The sequence below is a fragment of the Colwellia sp. RSH04 genome (assembly GCF_003545765.1).
Lineage (GTDB): Bacteria > Pseudomonadota > Gammaproteobacteria > Enterobacterales > Alteromonadaceae > Colwellia.
Genome location: NZ_QXIO01000002.1, coordinates 120865 through 145670, shown reverse-complemented (window position 1 = coordinate 145670; position 24806 = coordinate 120865). Strand labels below are relative to the sequence as shown.

The 24806-nt window shown below is 34.8% G+C and carries 23 protein-coding genes; 3 read left to right on the top strand and 20 right to left on the bottom strand.

Annotation, left to right across the window (positions count from 1 at the left end; translation table 11 throughout):
- The first annotated feature begins 54 nt into the window (after window positions 1–54).
- From nrdA to yfaE, 3 genes are all read left to right on the top strand, one after another.
- Entirely contained in the window at window positions 55–2325 is a 2271-nt protein-coding gene (gene nrdA / locus D1094_RS04170; protein WP_118958845.1) for a class 1a ribonucleoside-diphosphate reductase subunit alpha, read from the top strand.
- 87 nt (window positions 2326–2412) lie between these two features.
- Window positions 2413–3543, top strand: coding sequence for a class Ia ribonucleoside-diphosphate reductase subunit beta (gene nrdB, locus D1094_RS04165; protein ID WP_118958844.1), 1131 nt, complete (start codon window positions 2413–2415; stop codon window positions 3541–3543).
- Between the two features lie 27 nt (window positions 3544–3570).
- Complete coding sequence (yfaE, locus tag D1094_RS04160) at window positions 3571–3894, top strand: class I ribonucleotide reductase maintenance protein YfaE (RefSeq protein WP_259337814.1); 324 nt, start codon at window positions 3571–3573, stop codon at window positions 3892–3894.
- Between the two features lie 18 nt (window positions 3895–3912).
- On the opposite strand, the gene D1094_RS04155 is transcribed toward yfaE, so the two are convergent.
- The 20 genes from D1094_RS04155 to D1094_RS04055 form a co-directional block, all read right to left on the bottom strand.
- A complete protein-coding gene (locus D1094_RS04155) occupies window positions 3913–4311 on the bottom strand; it encodes an Hpt domain-containing protein (RefSeq protein WP_118958842.1) in 399 nt (132 codons plus the stop codon).
- A 72-nt stretch (window positions 4312–4383) separates the two neighbouring features.
- Complete coding sequence (locus tag D1094_RS04150) at window positions 4384–6558, bottom strand: ATP-binding protein (protein ID WP_118958841.1); 2175 nt, start codon at window positions 6556–6558, stop codon at window positions 4384–4386.
- Entirely contained in the window at window positions 6555–7721 is a 1167-nt protein-coding gene (locus D1094_RS04145; RefSeq protein ID WP_118958840.1) for a response regulator, read from the bottom strand. Before D1094_RS04145 ends, D1094_RS04150 begins: the two co-directional genes overlap by 4 nt.
- A gap of 18 nt (window positions 7722–7739) precedes the next feature.
- On the bottom strand, window positions 7740–9461 hold the full coding sequence (locus tag D1094_RS04140) for a SpoIIE family protein phosphatase (protein ID WP_118958839.1): 1722 nt from the start codon (window positions 9459–9461) through the stop codon (window positions 7740–7742).
- A 14-nt stretch (window positions 9462–9475) separates the two neighbouring features.
- Window positions 9476–9781: an STAS domain-containing protein gene (locus D1094_RS04135; RefSeq protein ID WP_118958838.1), complete on the bottom strand. Its 306-nt coding sequence runs from the start codon at window positions 9779–9781 to the stop codon at window positions 9476–9478.
- Between the two features lie 36 nt (window positions 9782–9817).
- Window positions 9818–11005, bottom strand: coding sequence for a methyl-accepting chemotaxis protein (locus D1094_RS04130; RefSeq protein ID WP_118958837.1), 1188 nt, complete (start codon window positions 11003–11005; stop codon window positions 9818–9820).
- Window positions 10995–12089, bottom strand: coding sequence for a chemotaxis response regulator protein-glutamate methylesterase (locus D1094_RS04125; protein ID WP_118958836.1), 1095 nt, complete (start codon window positions 12087–12089; stop codon window positions 10995–10997). The genes D1094_RS04130 and D1094_RS04125 overlap by 11 nt, the downstream gene beginning before the upstream one ends.
- A 51-nt stretch (window positions 12090–12140) precedes the next feature.
- Window positions 12141–12800 (bottom strand): chemoreceptor glutamine deamidase CheD, encoded by a 660-nt coding sequence (gene cheD, locus D1094_RS04120; protein WP_259337813.1) that lies wholly within the window; start codon window positions 12798–12800, stop codon window positions 12141–12143.
- A 22-nt stretch (window positions 12801–12822) separates the two neighbouring features.
- A complete protein-coding gene (locus tag D1094_RS04115) occupies window positions 12823–13707 on the bottom strand; it encodes a protein-glutamate O-methyltransferase CheR (RefSeq protein WP_118958834.1) in 885 nt (294 codons plus the stop codon).
- Window positions 13708–13716: 9 nt separating this feature from the next.
- Window positions 13717–16125: a methyl-accepting chemotaxis protein gene (locus D1094_RS04110; protein ID WP_118958833.1), complete on the bottom strand. Its 2409-nt coding sequence runs from the start codon at window positions 16123–16125 to the stop codon at window positions 13717–13719.
- A gap of 54 nt (window positions 16126–16179) precedes the next feature.
- Window positions 16180–16692, bottom strand: coding sequence for a chemotaxis protein CheW (locus D1094_RS04105; protein ID WP_118958832.1), 513 nt, complete (start codon window positions 16690–16692; stop codon window positions 16180–16182).
- 21 nt (window positions 16693–16713) lie between these two features.
- The gene (locus D1094_RS04100; protein WP_118958831.1) at window positions 16714–17247 is read right to left on the bottom strand and encodes a chemotaxis protein CheW; all 534 of its coding nucleotides are present in this window, start codon (window positions 17245–17247) and stop codon (window positions 16714–16716) included.
- On the bottom strand, window positions 17247–19349 hold the full coding sequence (locus tag D1094_RS04095) for a chemotaxis protein CheA (protein ID WP_118958830.1): 2103 nt from the start codon (window positions 19347–19349) through the stop codon (window positions 17247–17249). The genes D1094_RS04100 and D1094_RS04095 overlap by 1 nt, the downstream gene beginning before the upstream one ends.
- A gap of 18 nt (window positions 19350–19367) precedes the next feature.
- A complete protein-coding gene (locus D1094_RS04090; protein WP_118958829.1) occupies window positions 19368–19730 on the bottom strand; it encodes a response regulator in 363 nt (120 codons plus the stop codon).
- Between the two features lie 52 nt (window positions 19731–19782).
- Window positions 19783–20058, bottom strand: coding sequence for a lipid asymmetry maintenance protein MlaB (locus tag D1094_RS04085; protein WP_118958828.1), 276 nt, complete (start codon window positions 20056–20058; stop codon window positions 19783–19785).
- Between the two features lie 547 nt (window positions 20059–20605).
- Window positions 20606–22459, bottom strand: a complete 1854-nt coding sequence (locus tag D1094_RS04075) for a nitric oxide reductase activation protein NorD (RefSeq protein WP_118958826.1) — start codon at window positions 22457–22459, stop codon at window positions 20606–20608.
- A 129-nt stretch (window positions 22460–22588) separates the two neighbouring features.
- Window positions 22589–22993 carry a hypothetical protein gene (locus D1094_RS04070; RefSeq protein WP_118958825.1) on the bottom strand — a complete coding sequence of 135 codons (405 nt, stop codon included), beginning with the start codon at window positions 22991–22993 and terminating at the stop codon, window positions 22589–22591.
- A 20-nt stretch (window positions 22994–23013) separates the two neighbouring features.
- Complete coding sequence (locus D1094_RS04065) at window positions 23014–23283, bottom strand: cytochrome C oxidase subunit IV family protein (RefSeq protein ID WP_182440095.1); 270 nt, start codon at window positions 23281–23283, stop codon at window positions 23014–23016.
- Between the two features lie 13 nt (window positions 23284–23296).
- Window positions 23297–23899, bottom strand: a complete 603-nt coding sequence (locus D1094_RS04060; RefSeq protein ID WP_118958823.1) for a cytochrome c oxidase subunit 3 family protein — start codon at window positions 23897–23899, stop codon at window positions 23297–23299.
- A gap of 90 nt (window positions 23900–23989) precedes the next feature.
- Window positions 23990–24772, bottom strand: a complete 783-nt coding sequence (locus D1094_RS04055; protein WP_118958822.1) for a CbbQ/NirQ/NorQ/GpvN family protein — start codon at window positions 24770–24772, stop codon at window positions 23990–23992.
- Window positions 24773–24806: the final 34 nt, after the last annotated feature.

The window sequence follows — 24806 nt, the reverse complement described above, 5'->3', positions numbered from 1 at the left end:
AAGTGTAGGATTTTTTATTAGGGAACAATCACAATAATTGCGTATAGGTAATTCATGAATAATAATCTTTTTGTAACTAAACGTAATGGTGAAAAAGAAGCCATTGATTTAGAAAAAATTCACCGAGTCATCGCATGGGCTGCAGACGGCCTTGAAGACGTTTCAGTCTCACAAGTTGAATTGAAGTCCCATATTCAATTCTATGATGGAATTAAAACAGAAGATATTCATGAAACCATCATTAAAGCTGCAGCTGATCTTATTTCAGAAGAAACACCAGATTACCAATATCTAGCAGCAAGGTTAGCTGTTTTTCATCTTAGAAAAAAAGCTTATGGTCAATTTGAACCACCAAACCTTTATGAACATGTGGTTAAACTTGTTGAAGCAGGAAAGTATGACCAACACATTTTACAAGACTATACAATTGAAGACTTTAAGAAGATTGAAGGCTTCTTAGATCACAGTCGAGACCTTGATTTTAGTTATGCCGCAGTTAAGCAGCTAGAAGGTAAATACTTAGTTCAAAACCGTGTTAGTGGTGAAATATATGAAAGCGCTCAGTTTTTATATATTTTAGTTTCTGTGTGTTTATTTGCTAAATACCCAGCAGAGACACGTTTGCAATATGTAGAAGACTTTTACCATGCCATTTCACAATTTAAGATATCATTACCTACCCCGATCATGGCAGGCGTTAGAACGCCAACAAGACAATTTTCATCTTGTGTATTAATTGAGTGCGATGATAGTTTAGATTCAATTAATGCAACCTCGAGTGCAATCGTAAAATATGTATCTCAACGTGCGGGCATTGGAGTTAATGCTGGTCGTATTAGAGCCCTTGGTAGTACGATAAGAAATGGCGAGGCATTCCATACGGGGTGTATACCTTTTTATAAGCACTTCCAAACAGCGGTTAAAAGTTGTTCTCAAGGGGGAGTTCGTGGCGGAGCAGCAACATTATTCTACCCACTTTGGCATTTAGAAGTTGAAAGTTTATTAGTTTTAAAAAATAACCGTGGTGTAGAAGAAAACCGTGTTAGACATCTTGATTATGGTGTTCAATTTAATAAGTTGATGTACCAACGCCTAATAAAAGGTGGTTCTATTACCTTATTTAGTCCAAGTGATGTACCTGGTTTATATGATGCATTTTTCGAAGATCAAGAGAGGTTTGAAGAACTCTACCTACAATATGAAAATGATGAAAACATTCGTAAAAAGCGTATTAAAGCAATAGAGTTATTTACGTTATTTGCTCAAGAACGCGCAAGTACTGGTCGTATTTATTTACAAAATGTAGATCATTGTAATACTCATAGTCCGTTTGAACCATCTAAAGCAGCTATTCGTCAGAGTAATTTGTGTTTAGAAATAGCTTTACCGACTAAACCGATGAATGACATTAATGATGAAAATGGCGAAATTGCACTTTGTACGCTATCAGCTTTTAACCTTGGTGCTATTGATTCATTAGACGAATTAGAAGGGTTAGCCGATTTAGCAGTTCGTGCATTAGATAGTTTATTAGATTACCAAGACTACCCTATTGCTGCTGCACGAAATGCGTCGATGTCAAGACGAACTTTAGGTATAGGTGTTATTAACTACGCATACTATTTGGCTAAAAATGGCTTGTATTACTCTAACGGTAGTGCGAACAACCTGACCCACAGAACCTTTGAAGCAATTCAGTATTATTTATTGAAAGCCAGTAACTTATTAGCAAAAGAACAAGGCGCATGCCCTAAATTCGATGAAACACGTTTGTCAAAAGGCATACTACCTATCGACACGTATAAAAAATCAATTGATGATATTTCTGGTGAAAAGCTTCATTTAGATTGGGAAAGCCTTCGTACTAGTATTCAAGAATTTGGCGTAAGAAACTCTACTGTATCCGCTTTAATGCCGTCTGAAACGTCTTCACAAATATCAAATGCTACTAACGGTATTGAACCACCCAGAGGCTTAATAAGCGTTAAATCAAGCAAAGATGGTGTTTTAAAACAAGTTGTTCCTGATTATAAAAACTTAAAAGATAATTACGAATTACTTTGGAATATTCCAAGCAATGATGGATATCTTGAATTAATCGGCATAATGCAAAAGTTTGTTGACCAAACCATTTCTGCAAATACTAATTATGACCCTTCTAAATTTGAAGGTGGCAAAGTGCCAGTAAAACAAATACTGAAAGATATTTTAACGGCTTATAAACTTGGTGTTAAAACTATGTACTATCACAACACTCGCGATGGCGCATCTGACGATGTTGAAGTTGAAGACGATAGTTGTGCAGGTGGTGCTTGTAAAATATAACCTCCCAGAATTATTGAACCAATTATTCAAGCAGCATAAAAAATTCTCTTTATGCTGCCATATAACGGCAATTTAGGATAAACAGTCATGCCTTATACTACCTTTAATCAAATTCCTAATGATGCATTGTTAGAACCAATGTTTTTAGGTAATAGTGTTAATGTTTCACGTTACGATCAGCAAAGATTCTCTGCATTTGAAAAGTTAATTGAAAAACAGTTATCTTTTTTTTGGCGACCTGAAGAAATTGATGTATCTAAAGATAGAGCTGACTGGCAAAGCCTGACGGATTCAGAAAAGCATATTTTTATTTCTAATTTGAAATATCAAACGCTATTGGACTCTATGGCTGCGCGTTCTGTGAATGCCGTTTTATTACCACTTGTTTCGTTGCCTGAAGTTGAAACTTGGGTAGAAACATGGGCATTTAGTGAAACGATTCACTCACGCTCATACACACACATATTACGTAACCTATTCAACGAACCTGGTGAAGTTTTTGATGATATTGTTGTTAACCCTGCTATTTTAAAACGAGCATCAAGCATCGCTAAATATTTTGATGACGTCATCTTAACAACGCAATTATTGCAATCTCAAGGTGAAGGACAATATGAAGTTGAAGGACAAATCTTTGACGTAAGTAAAAGAAAGCTTAAAGAAAGACTTTACCTAGCTGTATGCTCAGTTAATGCGCTTGAAGCAATCCGATTTTATGTCAGTTTTGCCTGCTCGTTTGCTTTTGCTGAGCGAGAGTTACTTGAAGGTAATGCGAAAATCATTCGATTAATTGCGCGAGATGAAGCTCTACATTTAACTGGAACTCAACATATATTAAATAATTGGGCTGCCGGTAAAGATGACCTTGAAATGAAAGAAATAAGTGAACAAATGAAAGGAGAAGGTTTACAAATATTTCTTGATGTAGTTGAACAAGAAAAAGAATGGGCGCAATACCTATTCAAAGATGGTTCAATGATAGGTCTTAACGCTGAAATACTAAACCAGTACATAGAATACATTTCAAATCAAAGGCTTGCTGCTTTAGGCTTCGATGCACCTTTCACTATAAAAAGTAACCCGTTACCATGGATGAACGCTTATTTAGTTAGTGACAATGTGCAAGTTGCGCCACAAGAGTCTGAAATTTCAAGCTACCTTGTTGGTCAAGTCGACTCAACAGTGGATGCAGATGATTTTGACGATTTTGATCTTTAGTCATGAATATCATTACTAGGTGTACTATTGCTGAACTATTTATCGATGATGAAAGATAAAAGTACACCTAATCTGCTAGATACACTAGGCGAATTAATTCCTGTAATATCAGTAGATGATCAAAAAATAGCTTTTAAAAATTCAAAGCAAACTTTATTAGAATGTTTAGAAGCTGCTGATGTTGAAGTTCATTACCATTGTCGAGATGGCTTTTGCGGTGCATGCAGAGTAACGTTACATGAGGGAGAGATTCATTATCCTAATGGGGAGCCTCTCGCATTTGTAAACCCTAATGAAATACTCCCCTGTTGTTGTGTACCAGTAACTGATATAAAACTCGAAATAGAATAATAAAAAATTATACTCGAATTATTTATTTATTATTTTAACAGATATGCTATTCATCACTTTATCAAACTCAGGGATTAACGCTTGGTAAAGAGGTAAATAATCTTGCTTCATCTCTTTGTTAATTGCTTCATCCAATGCCTTTGTTTTTTCAAACAATGGCATTGCTCCTACCGAGCAAGATACTCCTTTTAAGGTATGTACTATATGCTTCAAACTTGCATAATCATTTGATGATATTGCTTGTTCAAGCTTTATCCCATCACCATTATGATCCTGATAAAACATTGATAAAATCTCTAAAAATAAAGACTCATCACCGAGCACATTATTAAGACCAACAGATGCGTCTATGCCTGCAATATTTATTTCAGGTGATTGTGAACCTAAGTTATCAAAATCTGTAAAATTATCATTCATGGCTATACTTATAAATCGTTCTTGTGGATTAAATTAAAAAGTGTCTATTTAAGTATACCTATATTTTAATAATCATATAGATAAAAATTCAGCGAGTTCCTTAGAATTAAAAGGTTTTCTCAAAACGGGATAATCCCAACTACTATCTTCTATCGCTATATAACCACTGATAGAAAATACTTTAATGTTAGGATACTGTGCTTTGACTATATTTACAGCTTCTTTTCCTGACAAATCCGGTAAAATCATGTCCGTAATAAACATGTCAAAATTAATATCTTTGTTAAGCCTGTCGAGTAATTCAATTTTGTTATTTGCCACGACAACATTTGCTCCTTTGCTTTCTAAAAAAAGAGCAACAAATTCCGCTATACTCACCTCATCATCAAGAACTAAAATATTAGTATTTTCATAACTTAAAAATTCTTTTTTGCTTTGTTTCGGTAGGAACTGTTCGTGAAGCGCTTTACATTTGAACACTAAAGTAAAATGTGCTCCTCCTAACTCACAGGAGCCTTCTACTTGAATTTGGCCATTATGTTTGTACATAGTACTATAAACGTTAGCAAGACCAATTCCATTCCCTTTGTTTACCGATTTAGAACTATAAAACGGATCAAATATTTTAGTTAAGTTTTCACTTTTAATACCTACACCACTATCTTTTACATGAATTTCAAGCTTATTACCTGCTATTAGATTTGCTGATATTTCAATCTGCCCACTTAAACCTTTCTCTTGTATTGCATCTTGAGCATTCAATACTATGTTAAGTAATATATTAATAAACTCGCCTTGCGGAAAGTTGATTATGCAATTAAGCGGTTTAAAATCAAATTGTATATTGATGGTACTTAATAGTAACTGCTTGAATAAATATTGGTTGTCTAATATTTCTTGTATAGGATCAAAAGTAACCACTTTAACTGTCGGCTTTCGAGTAAAGGCTAATAAGCGCTCTGTCACATCCTTACCTTTATCGATAGCATTTTTTACTCTATCAATATAGGTTGATATATCCTTTTCTCCTCGAGCAAACTTTAATTCCAACATTTCAATTGCACCAAGAGCTACTCCCAATACATTATTAATATCGTGAGAAACATTACCAAACGTGTTTCCTAATAAAGCAAGTCTGTTTGAAATGATCTGTTGTTGCTCTTTTCTAAATTTTTCGGTGACATTTTCTACTATCCAAATATATATGCCTTCCTGAGCTTCATAAGTAACAGATAAATCAAAAACCGAATTGTATTTATCAAAACTAACATTTGTCTGTTTTACCTGTCCCGCTTCTTTGGCTTGATTTTTAAACGCCATATATTCAGAAATGCTGAAATTAATATAGTTAAATAACACCGAACTTTTTTCATCGTAATGAGGAGAAATATCTTGATATACAACATTATCGTTGTCATCAATGAAAAATATAGGTACTCGTATGGTAAAATTTACCATGGCAAGTAACTTTAATTTCTCAAACATATTCTCACTACGAGTAATGTCTTTATAAACGCCAAAAATTGCCTTGGGTCTACCTACAGCATCTCTTTCAATCTCAGCATTTAACTCAATTTTCTTTTTAACATTATTCGATAATTTTAGGCATGATTTAATATGGAAAGCTTGATGATGAACAATGGCATTGTTCATCATTGCTTTAATTTTTGTTTTATCTTTTGAGATAAAGAAATCTATTGCTTTATCGATGGTCGGAGTAAATTGATTAACAACTAAATTATGAATTCGAAAAATCTCTTGTGACCAGGTTAAAGTTTCCTGCTCAATGTCGTAACGCCAATGACCTGCATTACTGATACGCTCTGTTAACATTAGCCAATCATTCTGCTTTTTAAGCTGATGCATCATCTGTTTGGTTGCACTGATATCACGAACAGTACCAAATAATAAATTGGCTTTGCCATCTTGTTTATCAACCACTCTTGCAACACAATGAAACCATAATGCTTTATTAAACTTAGTTTTAATGGGTAATGTTATATCAATTTTATTGGTTATACCTTTAAGATGTTGTTTTAGTTGACTAAGTAATTCTTGAAAATCAGCTTCTTCAATGTGTTTTGCTAATAGTGCTGGAGAATCAGTGAAACTCTCATTTTCATAACCGAGCATTGACATTAATTTAGCAGAATAAACGATAATATCTTTGGCTGGATGCCATTCAAAATATGCATCATCAACAGCTTCTAATACTTTATAGGCAAAACTTAGTGCTTCAGTTTTCAAAACAATTCATCCTCGTCGTCAAAAGTATCGTCAGTAATAACTGCTTTTTGTTCAATACTTAAAGATTGGAGTTGGTCAACACTGACTAATGCTTGATCTAATAATTGTGTCACTTCCAAAAAGTTTATATCGTCTTGGCTATGTTTCTTCAGTGCTGTATGAACTAGGTTAGTTAAATAATCTTCTTGTTTTTCGCTCATATCAAGAATGTGGAAACTTGTTCCTATATTTTGTACTATTTCATTCATGACTTCTTGTTGGTGGTGTTTTGAAATTTGCAACATTTTTTTGGTAGTGTGTACCGCTTGTTTAATTTGTTCTTGAACATTTACCAAGGAGTTTTTGTAAGTGATAAACGCCATTCTAGCACCTATACATTCAATCACTGACGCTAAAGCATCAACGTATATATCTGTGTCTACATTACCGTCCTCTAAATTTAATATTAAAAGAGATACCAATGCGTGATTGAAAATTGTCCTACTACCGAAACGATATAACCTAGGTTTGACTTTTAGAAGTTCCATCACTTCTATTTCTACAGGCGAACATAAGCCTTTTTGGGCACTAAAAAATTTTGGTTTTTCGTTTAATGGATAAAAGGAAATACAGCCATGTAGACCGGTTGAGTACAAATAAGAAAAGACTTCATCACGAATTTGTTCAATGGAAAAGCAATTATTCAACTTTGAAGTTAGCTGCATACAGCTACCATACTTTGAAGCCTGCGCCATTGATATGTTGATGACATTTTCTTTGGACTTTATTTCATGCTCAAAATCATGGATTTTATCTTGATAATCAATGAGTTTTTCTAATTTTGAATGAAGAGCAAGTAGTGAGATAGGCTTAGCTAAGAAATCATCCGCACCGCATTCTAACCCTTTTAAAATAGCTTCTTCAGTTGCAAGGCCTGAATAAAGTACAAAAGAGGTTGGCGCTCTTTGAGAGCCATGATGAGTTCTTATCCAATCAGAGCCCTTATCACTCCCTATATTTTCGTCGACAAGCGCAATATCAAAATGCACATTCTCTTGTAGTAAGTCATTCGCAACGTTTATGTTACTTGCGCATTTTACATCAAAAATATCTTCCAAACTTTCCGCTAATAACTTTAAGTAATCTATATTGTCATCAATGATTAAAATATTATGTTTTCTCATAAAGCTTCCTTACCTTGTTTACTGATTAATTTGCCATACAAAGTTTGCAATAACAGAGGTTCCGTCTTCAACAAATGTTAAGGAGTCACATAACTGCTTCACTAATTCAATACCTCGACCACTTAACGCACCAGAATCCATGGATTTACTCTGATTCTTTTGCATTACCTGTTTGATATCAAACCCTTTACCACTGTCTTTAATGTTGATTTCCATCCTTCCCCCACCCGTAAAAGGAAAATACTTTAATGAAATCATTACATAACCAGAATCCAGCTTTTCTAACCGATGAGCTTTTTCATGAAAAAACTGACTAAACCCTTCTGCTGATTGTTTTAAGGAAGAACTTAATCCTAATACACCATGATCAAGTGAATTTACAAATAGCTCTGTTAATATTGTGTACAAACTATGCCAATGTTCACCTGCACCCTCTATATCATTAATTTGATTCATTATCATTGGTATAGGATTAACGTTTTTTAGAAGTTTTCCTGAAAGTTTCAATTGCCAAGACCAAGCTGGTATTGATTTATCATTAAACTCTTCTTGATATATTTCCTCGGGTATAGACGCCCTATTGCTCACAACTTTCTTAAGCCAATTATTACAAGGGGCAGCGACAAGTGAAATGTCATCTTCTTGTGGAACTCCCCGACAAAACGTTGCTAAATACTGTTCTACATTACTTACTAGATTGTTTTCAGCTATTCCTTCCGTTGCTGCATGCTCAAATCTTTCTACACCAAAAAGTTCTCCTTGCTCATTTCTCGCCTCAATTATTCCGTCAGAAATAAAGACAACGTGATCCGACAAATCAATATTAATTAACTCTACTTTTGCGTCAGGAAGTAAATCAGGCAAAATACCTAAAGGAGGATGTGTTGATTCAAATTGTTTCTTTATCTTGCCTTTATTATTAAAAAGGTAACCATCAGGTAAGCCAGCATTAAAAATATATGCTGATTTTTCATGTTCAGATATACAGACAATACCAGCAGCAAAAAATAAGTCAGCGGGTAATAATTGATTAAGTTGCTTATTAAGTTGAGCGATAATATCAATGACAGAAAAACCCTTCTTTGTCATTGCTCTAAATGTTTCAGTAACAGGGATAGCGCCAATTGATGAGCGCAGACCATGGCCAGTAAAGTCTCCTAGTAACACATGGATATCACCATTAGGACATAAGGCAGTTAACTGAATATCACCACTAAAAATTGTAGCTGGTTTTTTAATGACTTGTACTCTATCTAGCGCATAGTTTCTAGATTCAATCACTTCCGACATCATTTTTTCTGCAAGCTCAGCATCTTGCTGCTGCTCTTGTTGTAATGACTTGACTTGCTGATATAAATTACTAATTCGTTGTATGGATTTTATTTTTGCTTTGAACACAGCGGGAGAAAATGGTCTTACTAAAATACCATCACCGCCTGAATCAACGCTATCAATATATGCTTGATCAGTATTCATACTGGTAATAAAAATTAATGGTGCGAGATCATTAGTACCTGAGAGGTTTTTTATTTGCCTCGCTGCTTCAAATCCATTCATAATCGGCATGTTAATATCCATTAACACTAAGTCAGGTTTGTGCTTAATATATTTTTGAACACCACTTGCGCCATCATTGGCTACTATAACAGTATAATTCTCTTCTTCTAATAGCTTAGATAATACTAAGCATTGAGTCTTAGAATCATCAACAATCAGAGCAAGCCTTTCAATAGAAAACATAGCTAGATTTCCATTTACTTAATTGTCATTAAACGATGAAATTGTGCTATTTCTAATATTTTACTTACTGTATCACTAGGGTTGCTAATTGTTAAAGTACTCGCATTCATTTCAACATGATCTTTAAGCAACAGGATCATACCTAATGCCGAGCTATCCATATATTTTGTATTGCTTAGATCTAAAATATATTCTTGCCCTTTGTTATTTATTTCACTATAGGAATCCCTAAACTGTTGATGTAATGAAAAATCAAATCGATCATCTACAGAAATAATTACTTTATTTTCTTCGGTTTTTACAGTTGATTTTACTGTCATAGCAAACTCCCTAATTTACATGATTACGATATAAAACTAAAAAAGCTCAATGTCTCCTTCATCCATATTTAATTGCTTAACACTACGTTGACTTTCAGCTTTATTTGTCTCTTTATATACAGCTTGGCATTTATTTTTTAAATTAAGCAATTGATGATGTACCTCAGCACTGGGTATATTTTTAAAATCTGCTAACACTTGACTGATAGACAATATACTTTCCACATTTAATTCAAGAGAATGTAACGATTGTCGAGTCATATCTTCAAATTGCAATGAACGAACACCAGTTGCAACAGCATTAGTCAATTTAGGTGATAGATTACTCAATTTATCAACACTTGAGTTTGTATACTGGTTTAAACTGTCGACATGTTTCATCATTACAGACATTTTATCTTTCGCTTCCAAAGTTGATGTCATGTCAGCAGAGGCCATTATTTCAACTGACTCGCGAAGATTAGAAATGGTTTCTTTTGCTTGATTTATTTCATTTCTTATTTCTTGGTTGAGTTCTGTTGAATCGACAGAGAGTGATCTAACCTCATTAGCGACTACAGCGAATCCGCGCCCAGCATCTCCAGCTCTTGCAGCTTCAATAGCAGCATTTAATGCTAATAGGTTTGTTTGCGAAGATAAGCTTTCAACTTGAGATAAAATATTGAAGATACCATCAAACCGTTCCACCATTTGGTCGGTATAGCCCATTGTTTCAAGGCTTTGTTTACTAGTTTCAACTATAACACTAACAAAATCATCCAGTGTTTTATCTGAATCTTTTACAAAATCTTCTAAAGTCCCTTCACCACCAGCAAAGCTATGACTATTTTCTATTAATTGAACAATCATTATCTGCTGTTCATCTGTTAATTGCTGCATCTCCTTAAAACTATCTGACATACCAATAATCGCTTCTTCAATTAAAGACTTTGTTCTTTTTAACTCAGCTTCAATGACAAGTACTTCTTGTTGCAGAAATTGCTGTAACTCAAAGATAACCTTGTGTATTAATTCATTATCGACATCAGGAATATGTTGACCAAATTCATCAACTTCTTGAGATAAATCAGTTTTCACTGCCATTTGAAATTGATAAATAGTGCAAGATATTAGCAATATAATGACTATAAAAAATAAATAAGCACTATGGAATACTAATTGGTTTAGTACTAACAACGTGATCAATATTAAAGATGAACCTAGTACATATCGTTTAAGACTCATTAAGTTCCTCCTTCATTTCATTCTTAGATAGTTGAGCATAATCAAGTAATAAATTGGGAATATCATCTAAAGGAGCTTCAAGACTATGAGCATTTAAGTTAAAAGCTCGGCCTGGCATCCCCCATATCAAGCTCGTAAATTTATCTTGAATAATTGTTCTTGCCCCATGTTCTTTTAACCTAAGCATGCTATGCGCGCCATCTTGGCCCATACCTGTTAATAAAACTGCTTGAACATTGTCTGCTAGCTCCACTAAAGAATCGAATAAGACATCAACAGAAGGTTTATGCCTATTCACTTCATTTCCATCGGTTAATGTTGTAAACAAAGAACCATTTTTATTGACAACCTCAAGATGTTTATCACCTGGTGCTATATAAACATGGCCTGGTTTTATTTTTTGCCCATGGCTTGCTTCTTTAACTTCAACATCACACTGACTATTTAATCGCTCGGCGAACCGTAAACTAAATGATTTTGGAATGTGCTGTGTGATAACGATTGGCGGGCTGTTACTAGGCAACCTAGTCAATATTTTCTTAATGGCATCAGTACCACCTGTTGAAGCCCCAATAGCAATTAAGTGATTGGAGCGCTCTATTCCTTTGAAGGTATTTATTTTTTTGGGCTTATCAGGTTTATTTTTTCCAACCACATCAATCAACTTAAAATTACGTTGATCGACTGAGACAGCTTCACGAATCTTTTCAATTAATAAGTCTTGAAAATTAGCTTGAGTTGCAATGAGCTCTTTCACACTTGGTTTTGCAATAAAATCTACCGCACCAAGCTCTAATGCTTGTAATGTGATATCAGCCCCTTTAGTTGTTAATGTAGAAAGCATGACAACTGGCATTGGTCTGAGGCGCATTAAATTCTTTAAAAAAGTAATACCGTCCATTTTAGGCATTTCCACATCTAAAGTAATCACATCAGGATTAAGTTTTTTAATGAGCTCTCTCGCTTCTAAAGGATCCTCAGCTTCCCCAACCACTTCAATATTACATGCCTGCTTTAGAGACTCTATAACAATACTTCTAATGACAGCAGAATCGTCTACTACTAAAACTTTTATTAACGCCATATATCTTTGTCCTACTGTACATATAAAATTAAGAGAGTACTAAATAAGCTATTAAAACAGCTCTACATCGCCATCAACTTGTTCTTGTTCTATCTGGCTACGATAATTATATTCACGTTTAGAAATTGTATCGTTATGTAGGTTATCAAGCCTTTTTACAAAAGCTCTACCACTGCTAGGTTCAAAAATCACTTTTCTTGGGTAAATATCACCAATATCACAACTTTCTACAGGGATGTTTTCTTGCGCCAAATAATGTATGGCAAAGTCAATGTTACGCTGTCCTACATCGGTCATATTATTTAGCACCTTTGCACCGCCAAACAACTTTGCTTTTAGGTTAATTTTTCTTCCACCCAATTTTAAAATAGTATTTATTAAATGCTCCATGGCAAAATTTCCATAGCGAGTTGCATCACTCATTTTTTCACGACTGCCCCAGTTTATTTCATGGGCTTCTTTATTAGTGATCGGCAACATAAAGTGATTCATGCCGCCAATAAAAGTTTTATTATCCCAAACACATGCAGAGATACATGAGCCTAATGTCGTTGATATCGCAATATTATCTGAGGTTGAATAAAATTCTCCAGGTAATATTTTAGCGACAACCATGTCTCTTTGCTTATCCCAGTAATGATTAATATTACTAAACTCAGGCAAACAAGATAATCTAGATTGTTCTACTTCAGGATGATCATTTCGACGCACATACACCTCTATGATTAATGTTTTAAACAGGTTTTCTAAACATTGTTCTGCCTGCATGTTCAAAATATTTTTGAAACTCACCGAGGTTTTCACTGTGACCAAGTATAAATAAACCACCAGGCGCTAATAAATCATAATAACGAGCGAATAAATCTTGCTGCGTCACTTTGTCGAAATATATAATGACATTACGACAAAAAATAATATCGAATGGTCCTTTCATTGGCCACTCGTTTAACAAATTCAACCGTTTAAAAGTGATTAAACGTTGAAGATTACTCGTCACTTTCACGTTATTAAGATTGTGAGCTTTACCTTGATAAAAATATTCTTCTAAAAAGTGCTGTGGAATGTCCTCAACTCTTTTTTGATCATAAATACCACTTTTACCTTTATTTAATACATTACTGTCTATATCTGTTGCTAGAATTTTAGCATCCCATTCTGAAAGCTCATTTTTAAAAATACTGTGCAATGTCATCGCAATACTATAGGGTTCTTCTCCTGTTGAGCTTGCAGAAGACCATATTCTTAAGCGTTTTTTACCATTTCCTTGCCTTTTTTTGGTTTGCAACAAATTAGGAAGTTCTGTTTGTATTAAATAATCAAAATGATGTTGCTCCCTAAAGAAACTAGTTAAATTGGTTGTTATTGCATTAATAAAATAATCTTTTTCTTGCTCTGGATTACTTTCAAGTAACTGACAATATTTTGAAAAAGAAGCAAGCTTCTTTTCTCTTACAATCCGAGTAAATCGGCGATATACCATTTCACGTTTACTTTCATTTAATACAATGCCCGTCGTTTGATATACAAACTGACATATAAAGCTAAATTCACTATTTGATAACTTAGCTTTATTGTCTCTATCCACTTTAAAGTGATTATCTCGAGGTTGTATCGACATAATACTTCTCTAAAACTCTTCCCATTCTTGATCAACAGGGGTTACCGGTCTTTTAGCTTTACTACTTAATGAAGGCACTGCGGGACTAAATTTTGATGTACGTTTATTAGAATTTTGTCTTGGTGAACGAATAACTGGTTTTTGTTCTTCTTCACCAGTATTTAAAAAAGCGACTTGTTCTAATAATGCTTGCGACTGCTCTTCCATTGACTTACTTGATGCTGCTGCTTCTTCAACTAATGCGGCATTTTGTTGTGTCATTTCATCCATTTGACTAACCGCAGCACTTACCTCTCTAATACCTGCTGATTGCTCTTTACCTGCACTGTCTATATCTGAAATCATTTTACTAACTTCTTCTATAGACGTTACTAACTCGCTAAATGTTTGTCCTGTTTCATCAACTAGTTTTGTTCCTTGTCCAACCGCTTCAACGCTGTCATTAATTAACCCTTTAATTTCTTTAGCTGCACCAGCAGAACGTTGAGCAAGGTTTCTCACTTCAGCTGCAACAACGGCAAAACCTCGACCTTGTTCGCCTGCCCTTGCCGCCTCTACCGCTGCATTAAGTGCTAATAGGTTTGTTTGGAAGGCTATTTCATCAATAACACTGATAATATCTGCTATTTTCTTACTCGATTTATTAATATCACTCATCGCTGTAATAGCATTTCTAACTACAGAGCCACCGTTAGTCGCTTTGTCCATTACAGAGTCAGACAATTTACTCGCTTCAGTTGCATTTTCAGCATTTTGCTGAACAGTGCTAGTTATCTCTTCCATAGCAGAAGCTGTTTCTTCAAGGCTAGATGCTTGCGATTCTGTTCTGTGACTTAATTCGTTATTTCCTTCAGCAATTTCACGCGCTGAATCAAAAACGTTAGTAGAAGCCCCTCGTATTTCCCCAACCATATTAGTTAAATTTTCTATAGAGCCATTCATAGCATTAGCTAGTGCTAAAAATTCCCCCCCATAGTTATCATTCATTGACTGAGTTAGATCGCCATCAGCAAGTGCCTGAGCTATATTAATTGCATCATTAATCGGTTCAACGATAGCATCCATCAAATTATTAATGTTAGTCCCTAAAACATTCATAAAGCCTTCATAGTTTTCTGTATCAATACGACTATCTAATTTGCCTGAAATAGCATCTGTGATTAAATTTTCAATTTGTTTTTGCGCATCTTTCTCTTCAGTAAGATCTAACCATTGCACTGCATTTCCTACATGATTCCCTTTATCATCTCTTAAAGGGATTGCAATGAGTTGAAAGGTGAGTCCTACGACATTAATTTCAGCTGAGTATGGAAGATTATCAGGATTTCCTAGTAAATTTTGTTGATGTGCAGGGTTCTTATGAAAAGAGTCAAAATTTGTCCCTATGACTTTGTCAACACTAAATGATGGTAGAGCGGTACGAAGTCGCTCTTCTCTTCTACGTAACATATTTAATACCGCAGGGTTAGCATACACGATGTTACCTTGGGTATCGGCCATCATTAAATTAGTTGTCATTCCTTCAACCGCTGAGGTTAAACGGCCTACTTCTAAAGATTTAGATCTTATTTCTGTTACGTCTGACCACTCTAAAGAGTTTCCGATATATTCCCCGTTTAAATCCATTATCGCAGTAACATTTAGCTCTATCGTCAAATGCAATATTTTTATATCGGTAGTAAATGGTAAATTAGCAGGATCTGATAATAGCTTGCGTTGATGCTCAGGGTTCTTATGGAACATATCTATATTAATGCCCATCATAGAGTCTGCATCAGCTTTAAAGCTTGGCCACTTTTTAACAAACGTTTCTTCATGCTTCTTCAGTAAATCAAGTGTGGCTTTATTAAAATATGTGATAGTAAAATTCCTGTCTATCATCATAAATGCTGTCATAGATTGATCTAAAGCGCCTTGCAAACGTACAGCTAAATCATTTCCTTCCTTAGTTTTATTGTTCATCATTGCACCTTTCTTGTTACTTTTGTTAGATTGCTTATTCTCTCTAGCAGAATTATTGGCAGCAGTTATCATCGTTGTTGATAACGTTTTATAAACAGCTGTCCAAGCTCGTTTAACAGACGGAGTAAACTCATCACCCAAGCCCACAGTTAGAGTCTTTATTAATGCAGCACCTACAGTAGCGTAATGTTCTTCTTTCGTGCCATATTCAAGGTGCTTTATACCTAACTTTTCAACGGCTGGAATTAACTTATTTGGATCATTTAGCAATTTTACCGCTGTGTCGAGCATCGACATAAGTTTCTTACCCTGCTCAGTTAAATCTTCAGGAAAAAGTGAAGTTAAGGCGGGGTCCATTTCAAATAATGTTTGATAAAATATTTCCGCTGCCTTAGGAGCTATTGGGAGAACTTTTATCCAACTTTCTTGCACTAAGCTTATTTGCTTTGGAGTCATATCAAATTCCTGTATTGTTTAATCTTTTTATTATCTAATGGGTAAGTAAATGCATTACATTATGGTTTGTTCTACTGCTTCAGTTTGACTTTCATCAACTGAGGAGTGCTCTATACAATAAAGATCATCTTCGTTCAGCAAAGTGTCACTATCTAACAGAATAATGAGTTTTTCCTCTACACTTGCTAAGCCCTTTAAAAAACAACTATCTATGTTGTTACCAAAAGCAGGCGCCGGCCTAATAGATTGATGAGTAAATTTGTATACTTCTGAGACTGCATCAACAACCAAACCAACAACCATTGTTCTATGTGCATTAGTTTGTTTTAAAATAATAGTAACTGTTTGATCGTTATACTCAAGCGCCTCTTGACCAAACCGTAACCTTAAATCAATGATAGGAATGATAACTCCGCGTAAGTTTATAACTCCCTTGATATAATCAGGCTTGTTGGGTAGCTCAGTGATAGAGCTCCATACTCTAATTTCTTGTACACAAAGAATATCAATACCGTATTCTTCACCTTGAAGCAAAAATGTTAAATACTCTTGTTCGCTATCTATCATGATATTTCCCATTACTAAGTATTATATTGATGCATGGTTGTCGTCTTTCTCTAATAGCTGTAAATTAGCTACGTTTAATAACGTGACCACTTTAGAATCAGCATTTATTAGCCCTTCAATATACTGTGGTGGGACACACCCACCAAAATGAGGTGCAGGTTTAATATCTCCAGACTCTACATTTAATACATCTGAAACAGCATCTACGACAAAGCCCATTGTCCTCGAAGAGCTTTCTGCTTGGTAAGTTAAAACAATCACGACTGTCGTTTCAGTATAAGATGCTTCACCAATTGAAAATTTCAATCGAAGATCGATAATAGGCACAATAACACCACGCATATTGATAACACCTTGAATATAAGAAGGTGAATTAGGAATAATTGTTGGTCTTTCCCAGCTTCTAATTTCTTCTACACAAAGAATGTCTACCGCATATTGCTCATGAGCTAATGTAAAAGTCAGGTATTGATCAGCACTAGTAATAAAATCGATACCTTCAATTGAATGCTCACCCTCAACAGGTATCTCATTTGCCATGGCTTGTATATTCATTAATTATACCCTCCGACTTTCTCTATTTGATTAGGGTATTTCTGATGCTGGGAACGTTGTGCTTTTTCAAGGGCCATTTGAATCATGCCGGGTATGTCTAAAATCATTGCTACCGAGCCATCACCTAAGATAGTGGCTCCTGAAATCCCTAGCACTTGTTGATAATTATCTTTTAAGCTTTTTATAACAACTTGTTGTTGAGCTAATAAATCATCAACCATTAAACCTACTTTTTGACCATCTGCTTCAACCACAACCAGTAACGCGTTATCAAGTTCATTGCATTGCGCATCTATATTAAATAGTTGAAATACCGGTAAAATTGGGACGTTATCTTCTCTTAACCTATATAAATCCATGTCACCAGAGACTCGATTCAAAAATTCTTTTTCAATTTGTAAAGACTCAACAATAGATATCAAAGGAATGATGTATGTTTCTGTTCCAACTTTTACTAACTGACCATCAAGTATCGCTAATGTTAATGGTAAATTGACTTTGAAATTACTGCCCTGACCTGGTGTTGAGTCAACTTGAATTCTCCCTCCAAGAGCTTGGATATTTCTTTTCACAACATCCATGCCAACACCCCTACCAGAAATATCTGTAACTTCTTGAGCGGTAGAAAAACCAGGTTCAAATAACAAATCATAGACTTGGCTATCAGAAAGAGTCGCATTAGCATCTATCAGCCCTTTCTCAACAGCCTTGTTAAATACGTTATCTCTATTGATTCCACTACCATCATCTGATATTTCGATAACAATATTTCCACCTTGGTGATAAGCATCAAGAGAAATAATACCTTTCTTAGATTTACCGTTAGCGAGTCTAATTTCGCTTGGTTCAATTCCATGATCAACTGCATTTCTAATGAGGTGAACAAGTGGATCACCTATCTGTTCCATAACAGTTTTATCTAGCTCTGTTTGCTCACCTTTAATAATGAGCTCCATTTCCTTACCTGTTTTAATTGCTAAATCGTGAACTAAACGAGGAAAGCGATTGAATGCAAAACTTATAGGGAGCATTCGAATACGCATTACACTTTCTTGTAACTCTTTTGTGTTTTGCAATAATTGTTCTAGCCCATTAGTTAAACGGTCTAGTTTAGACAAATCAAAATCACTACCTAACTCTGAAAGCATTGATTGTGTTATGACTAACTCACCCACTAAATTAATTAAGCTATCTACCTTATCAACGCCAACTCGTATTGAACCAACATCTGATTTAGCTTTAGGTTTGGCTGTTATTGGTGAGTTTTCTTTAACTACTTCTATTTTCGGTTCTGGCGTTATAACCTGAGTCTCTTCATCATTATTTTGCTTTAAAGGTTCTTCTGATTCATGATTTTTATTTAGTGTTGTTTGTTCAGGATTTTTTTCAGGTTGATTGGCTTCATCTATTGTAATATCTAACTCACACTCATCTTCAACCCATTCAAAAATTTCTTCAATATCTTCGATACTTGCATCACTTATCAGCCTTAATTGCCAGCTGAGATAGAGTTCAAGTGGGTCTATATCATTTAATGCAGGTAGCGTAGATGAGTCAGCCTTTACTGTTAACGTGCCAAGTTCAGCAAGAGCAGATAATAAAAATATAGGGTCATTCCCCGTTTTTGCTAAACTTAATTCAGGAACAAAATTAATGATATAATGCTTTTCTTTAGTACATTTTTCTTCTTTAAAAGAATCATTATTATCAGTTGTTGGCTTTTTTTCTAAGGCTATTGTTAGTCTATCAGACGTTTGCTCAATTTTATCGCTATCATATTCATCACCATCGCGAGCTGCTTCTATTAGCAAGCGTATGCAATCAACAGATTCTAATAAAATTTCAGTATCATCATTGGTAATTTCACGACGGCCATCGCGCATTTCATCCAATAAAGTTTCTACTAAATGGGTGAAATCGGTCACATTTTCAAAACCAAATGTACCTGCACCACCTTTAATCGAATGCGCTGCACGAAAAATAGAGTGAATTAATTCACTATCCCCCGCTTGAAGATTTAACAAGCCTGATTCCATTAACTCTAGGCCTTCAAAGCTCTCTTCTAAAAAGCTAGGTATAAATTGTGATAAATCAACAGTCATAAAGAGTACCTAGTAAATTTAACGTACTACACGCTTAATTGTAGCTAAAAGTTTCTCTGGATTAAAAGGCTTGACTAACCAGCCAGTGGCACCAGCAGCTTTCCCTTTCATTTTCATATCGGTAGAGCTTTCTGTGGTAAGCATAAGAATTGGTGTAAATTTAAAATTTGCAAGTTTTCTCAATTCTGTACAGAGAGTTATGCCATCCATGTTCGGCATATTGACATCAGAAATAACTAAATCGAAATTACCACCTTTTGCTTTTACTAATCCTTCTTGTCCATCTTTAGCTTCAGTAGTTTGATAACCTGCACTTTTAAGTGTAAAACTCACCATGTCTCTAATTGAGTTGGAATCATCTACAACTAACACCTTTGTCATGTGTACTTCCTCATAAATATATAAGTAACATCTGTGATGTAAAAACGTTTAATTAATCCGATAAGTATTGCATCAAAATTGCATCATTTATTCCAAGTTGGTTGATGCTTTCTCTTAATATGGAAGAGGTAGATTGCCACTTAATCTCTTTACCTTGTGCAATAATATAAGTCACTACAGCAAGAATAAACTGCACACCAATAGTATCAATTCTTGTCAGTTCACTGTCATCAATGGTGATAACCGTATTATCATCAATTTCTGAAATGATTTGAGGTTGGTATGAGTCAACTTGAGCAATGGTTAACTCGCTGGGAAGCTTGATCATATGCCATCCATTTCAATATTTATTATTAAACTAAGATTAACTATATGACAGATTTTAGCTAAATCAAGAAATTAGCAATAAAATTTTTAATAAAATTAGGCGATTAAGTGATCAAGTGATATTTTAATAATCATATAAAATAGAAAAAACTAGCCGTTAAGCCTATTTATGGTACTTAATTAGGCTCTGTTAATTGAAACGTTGCATATTCGAGTATGTATGGAAGGGGAAAATTAAGTTTTAGTATAAAGAAAATAGAAACCACGCCCAGACTTATAGCCTAAAGTAACGTGGTATTTATGTGTAGTCGCTACAAACTAACCAAGATGTAATAAACGCGTGTATATTTTATCTTGGTAAGTAAATAACCATAATAATGCAGAAAATTACAATAAACCAAAAGGCTTTTGTGAAAAAGAGCAATTTTGCTTTTTTACTTTGGGGTTGTTTAGTAGGAAGCTCCATTCCACAACGTGAACATTGCTTCGACTCTGCTAAGTTTTCATTTTGGCAATACAAACAAGTTTTCATCGACAATAAAACCCTATTATCCATTTTGTGACGTTAATTGATGGTAAAGCTGAGGTAACCTTGTGGGTAACTGAGCTGGTCTTAAAATTTGCGTAAAACCATCACTTCCAAACAAGTAAGGCAAATAATCTTGAGCGTCAACATCAATCGTAATACAGAATGGTTTTATACCTAACCTTTTTGCTTCACATATTGCTTGATGAGTATCTTCGATACCAAAACGACCTTCATAATGGTCAATATCATTGGGTTTACCATCAGTAAGAATTAATAGTAGTTTTTCACTGGTATTTTGCTCATTAATAACTTTAGTCGCTTGACGTATAGCTGCGCCCATTCGAGTATAAAAACCCGGTTTTATTGCTTGAATGCGGCCTCTGACATCATCGTTATATTTCTCTTTAAAGTTCTTTAACATAGTAAAACGAACATTTGAGCGCTTTACTGAAGAAAACCCATACATGGCAAAATTATCACCCACAGCTTGTAGAGCTTCACCAAATAACAGCATGCTATCTTTTACTACATCTATCACTCTATTATCATTATCTAAATGTGAATCTGTTGACATGGATAAATCGGCAAGTAATAAACAAGATAAGTCTCGATGATTACCTCTAAATGATTGAAACAAGCCTTTTTCTGCTGTTGCAGATGTTTTACTTTCAACGTGAAAATCAAGCCAAGCAGAAAGATCTAATTCTTCACCTTGAGGCTGAGCTTTTAACCAATACCTAACACTTTGCAATTGCTCAAACTGTGCCTGAATTGTTTTAGCTGTTTTTTGCAATTTAACCGGTAATTTTGAAGGTTTTGAGTCTCTGGGTAGCATAGGTTGCAATAAACAATGATCTTCTAACAATAATTGCTTTCTATAATCCCATTCGGGTAATTTAATACCATCACCTAATGGAATGTCGTCTTCTGAAGCAGAAGGTAAGTCTAAATCAACTTTTATTTGGGCACTTTTTTGTTGCTCTTGTTGTTGTGCTAACGTTATTTTATCAAGATCATCTATCGTTCTCTCGTAATCGTCATCATCTTCATCACTGTCGTCGCTGCCTCGATCTAATTTAGAGAATTCACTCCAAGAGAACATACTTTCAAGGCGAAATATCATCATTCCATTACGTTCATCGGGAGATTCAACACGCTCAGCTTCTTTACGAGAGTTCTTCGCCTTTTTAACCGATTTTTGCTGCTCTCTTTCGTTATCTTCCATTGCAGAGTCATCAAATTCTGCTTGCAATATTTCATCTGAGCTAGCTGAAGGATACAGCCATAAATAAACGGCTTTAGGGGCAAAGTTCACAACTGGGAATTCATCAACAGATCCTGGTTTTACTATCGATTGCCTAATAGACTGTTCCATCAATGCTTCTTCATCAGACATACCATTAATGTCTGCGCGAAGTTCAACAAACGATTTTGCTAACCTGTCATAACGATTTTGTAAACTTGGGTATTTTTCTAATACATCGACAACCAATTGCTGATTATCTTTAGCCCAATGAGAAAACTGACCGCTATGATTTGCCGCTAATACAGATAACCATATATATAAATCGTAATTTAATTCTGTTGTTGGAAAAACAGCTAACGATTCAGGCAAACGAAGGCTTTCATCATCTTGCCAAGCAAGACTGACTAACTGGTTATCGCCTGAAATTTTTTGAAGAAAAGTTTTTCTTGTTAAGTATTCTCGACCTGTAGCAGCTTCAACACGTTTTACTACATCACCACCTAAGGCACGAAATACCATACCGACTGATTTACTGATCTCATCAAAAGACACCCTCGCTTCATCGAATTCAGGATTTGCTTTACGTGTAATATATTTATGCCAAAGGCCACCGACCCATTCTTCCATAATGCTAACTATTTTTATGTCATGTCAAAATTATACGCGTATATTAACAAGATAATTAACTGTTGATGTGATGTGGGTCAAGAGTTTAATAAATAAGAATTACTTTTGTTTAGATTTAATACAACATATTTAAAAAATAGGAAGTTTTCGTGCCATAGCTCTAGATAAGTTTAGCATCCCTATTAACACAAATGCGGCATGAAGTGTGATGAAGTAAAACAGACTGACCATGATAGAAGCTTCAAATTGATTCGAAAACAAAAATACAATCAGCGGAAATATAACCAACATAACACCTGCTAAACAAGAAATTTGAACGCTACGGTATAAATGTATTTTGCCAATACCAAAGGTATTTAGTGATATACGTTTCGTCTCTTCTATCGAAAGTTGGTTTTTAGTACTACGCTGGTACTTAAGTAAAAAATAAACAAGGATAAAGAAACAAATACCAGGTAATAACAATAAATTAGCTAAGTACAGTGATTGGCAAATGATTGAAAACTTAGTGCTAGGGGTCGTTTCTCTTTCCATAATTTATATCTACTTTTTAATTAAATTAAATAAATTAACCCAATAATGAATGGAATCACTACTACATAACTTAATAGTAGCACACGCCATAACTTAGGTGCTTGCTTAAGTTCCATAAATATATCAATTATTTGCTGCCCTTTTATAGACACAATAAGTAAAGCAACACCGACATACAATGCTCTATTATCAACAAAGTGAATGAGATAAACAGAAAGGACTGTCAGTACAATTAGTACTAACCAGCTAACAAAGGCTAATTTTGTATCTTTATTGATGGTATCTTTCATATAACGTTTACCATTAAATAACATAAATGAGCGGAAATAAAATAATCCACAGTAAATCAACCATATGCCAATAACAAGCACCTGATTCAAAACCCGATATACTCTTAGCAGAGTATGCTCCACAAAAGGCTCGCTTTGCAATAAACAACAAAATAACCATGCCTAATAAAACATGCATTAAATGAAACATAGTGATCAAGAAATATAAAGTGAAAAAAGTATTTGTCTCAATACCAATATCTTGATCAAATAAAGCAAAATATTCCCAGAGCTTAACAAAGATATAAATAAGCGCCGTTAAATTTGCGAGTACAATAAGATAGGCGGCTTTTTTACCTTGATTTTGATGCATTACATTTAATGCTAACGCGACAAAAAAACTGCTTGTGATTAAAGCGATGGTGTTTATTAGGCCCGCACTTTGATGTAATTGCTTTTTTCCATCACTAAATAGCGTTAAGTTTTGCTGCTCTGCTATAGCAAAACCGATAAAAAAAATAGCAAATACCGTTAGCTCTGCCAGAATAAAAAACCACATAGCCAAATCGCCAGGCAAAGTAGACTTTACTGTATTATTTTCGTTAACGGCTGAATGTAAAGAGGTGCTTTTTGACATAAGAGAAATATTAAGCAATAAGGCTGCTTATTAATTGAAAGTCATAAAAACGGTTAATTTATATATTCCTAAATTAACCGCGACAAAGGATTAATCAAAATAAATTTTAGCAACATCCATCAATGCTTTAACTGTTTGAGGATCATCTGATAATGGTTCCGCTAAACAACAGCGACATACATCTAAGGCATTCATACCTGAGCCAATCATACGTGCGGCGTAAATCAATAATCGTGTCGAGGCAACCTCATCAAGATCGTTTTGTTCTAATCGACGCAGTGCTGCAGCAAGTTCAACGAGTTTAGATGCTAAATGAGGATCTGCGCCAGCTTCTTTAATTAAGATTTGTTGTTCTAATTCTGCACTTGGGTAATCAAATCGTAATGCAACAAAACGCTGCCTGGTACTCGGTTTCATACCTTTTAATAAGTTTTGATATCCTGGATTATAAGAAACGACAAGCATAAAACCAGGGGCCGCTTCAAGTATTTCGCCCGTTCTTTCAAGAGGTAAAACACGGCGATCATCAGCTAGAGGATGAAGGACAACAGTAGTATCTTTTCTTGCTTCGACAACTTCATCTAAATAGCATATTCCCCCTTCCCTTACTGCTTTAGTTAATGGGCCATCTTGCCAATACGTTCCATCAGGACCGATTAGGTGTCTCCCTACCAAATCAGCCGCCGTTAAGTCATCATGACAAGCAACGGTGTAAAGAGGCTTATTTAGCTTTTCAGCCATGTGAGCAACAAAGCGGGTTTTGCCACAACCTGTAGGTCCTTTTATTAATACAGGTAACTCATGTTCAAAAGCATAATTAAACAATGACACTTCATTTTTTTGTTCTTGATAAAAGAAATTAGATTCACTCATAATTCAGGTATTTAGTATATAGTGTAAAATTGTC

Coding starts and splice junctions, on each gene's coding strand:
- D1094_RS04100 (WP_118958831.1), bottom strand. CDS start 17,247: ATGAATATACAAGCCATGGCAAATGAGATACCTGTTGAGGGTGAGCAT.
- D1094_RS04085 (WP_118958828.1), bottom strand. CDS start 20,058: ATGATCAAGCTTCCCAGCGAGTTAACCATTGCTCAAGTTGACTCATAC.
- D1094_RS04110 (WP_118958833.1), bottom strand. CDS start 16,125: ATGACTCCAAAGCAAATAAGCTTAGTGCAAGAAAGTTGGATAAAAGTT.
- D1094_RS04155 (WP_118958842.1), bottom strand. CDS start 4,311: ATGAATGATAATTTTACAGATTTTGATAACTTAGGTTCACAATCACCT.
- nrdB (WP_118958844.1), top strand. CDS start 2,413: ATGCCTTATACTACCTTTAATCAAATTCCTAATGATGCATTGTTAGAA.
- D1094_RS04140 (WP_118958839.1), bottom strand. CDS start 9,461: ATGTTTTCTATTGAAAGGCTTGCTCTGATTGTTGATGATTCTAAGACT.
- D1094_RS04135 (WP_118958838.1), bottom strand. CDS start 9,781: ATGACAGTAAAATCAACTGTAAAAACCGAAGAAAATAAAGTAATTATT.
- D1094_RS04070 (WP_118958825.1), bottom strand. CDS start 22,993: ATGGAAAGAGAAACGACCCCTAGCACTAAGTTTTCAATCATTTGCCAA.
- D1094_RS04125 (WP_118958836.1), bottom strand. CDS start 12,089: ATGGCGTTAATAAAAGTTTTAGTAGTAGACGATTCTGCTGTCATTAGA.
- D1094_RS04115 (WP_118958834.1), bottom strand. CDS start 13,707: ATGTCGATACAACCTCGAGATAATCACTTTAAAGTGGATAGAGACAAT.
- D1094_RS04145 (WP_118958840.1), bottom strand. CDS start 7,721: ATGAGAAAACATAATATTTTAATCATTGATGACAATATAGATTACTTA.
- D1094_RS04055 (WP_118958822.1), bottom strand. CDS start 24,772: ATGAGTGAATCTAATTTCTTTTATCAAGAACAAAAAAATGAAGTGTCA.
- D1094_RS04130 (WP_118958837.1), bottom strand. CDS start 11,005: ATGAGTCTTAAACGATATGTACTAGGTTCATCTTTAATATTGATCACG.
- D1094_RS04090 (WP_118958829.1), bottom strand. CDS start 19,730: ATGACAAAGGTGTTAGTTGTAGATGATTCCAACTCAATTAGAGACATG.
- nrdA (WP_118958845.1), top strand. CDS start 55: ATGAATAATAATCTTTTTGTAACTAAACGTAATGGTGAAAAAGAAGCC.
- D1094_RS04075 (WP_118958826.1), bottom strand. CDS start 22,459: ATGGAAGAATGGGTCGGTGGCCTTTGGCATAAATATATTACACGTAAA.
- D1094_RS04065 (WP_182440095.1), bottom strand. CDS start 23,283: ATGAAAGATACCATCAATAAAGATACAAAATTAGCCTTTGTTAGCTGG.
- D1094_RS04095 (WP_118958830.1), bottom strand. CDS start 19,349: ATGACTGTTGATTTATCACAATTTATACCTAGCTTTTTAGAAGAGAGC.
- D1094_RS04060 (WP_118958823.1), bottom strand. CDS start 23,899: ATGTCAAAAAGCACCTCTTTACATTCAGCCGTTAACGAAAATAATACA.
- D1094_RS04105 (WP_118958832.1), bottom strand. CDS start 16,692: ATGATAGATAGCGAACAAGAGTATTTAACATTTTTGCTTCAAGGTGAA.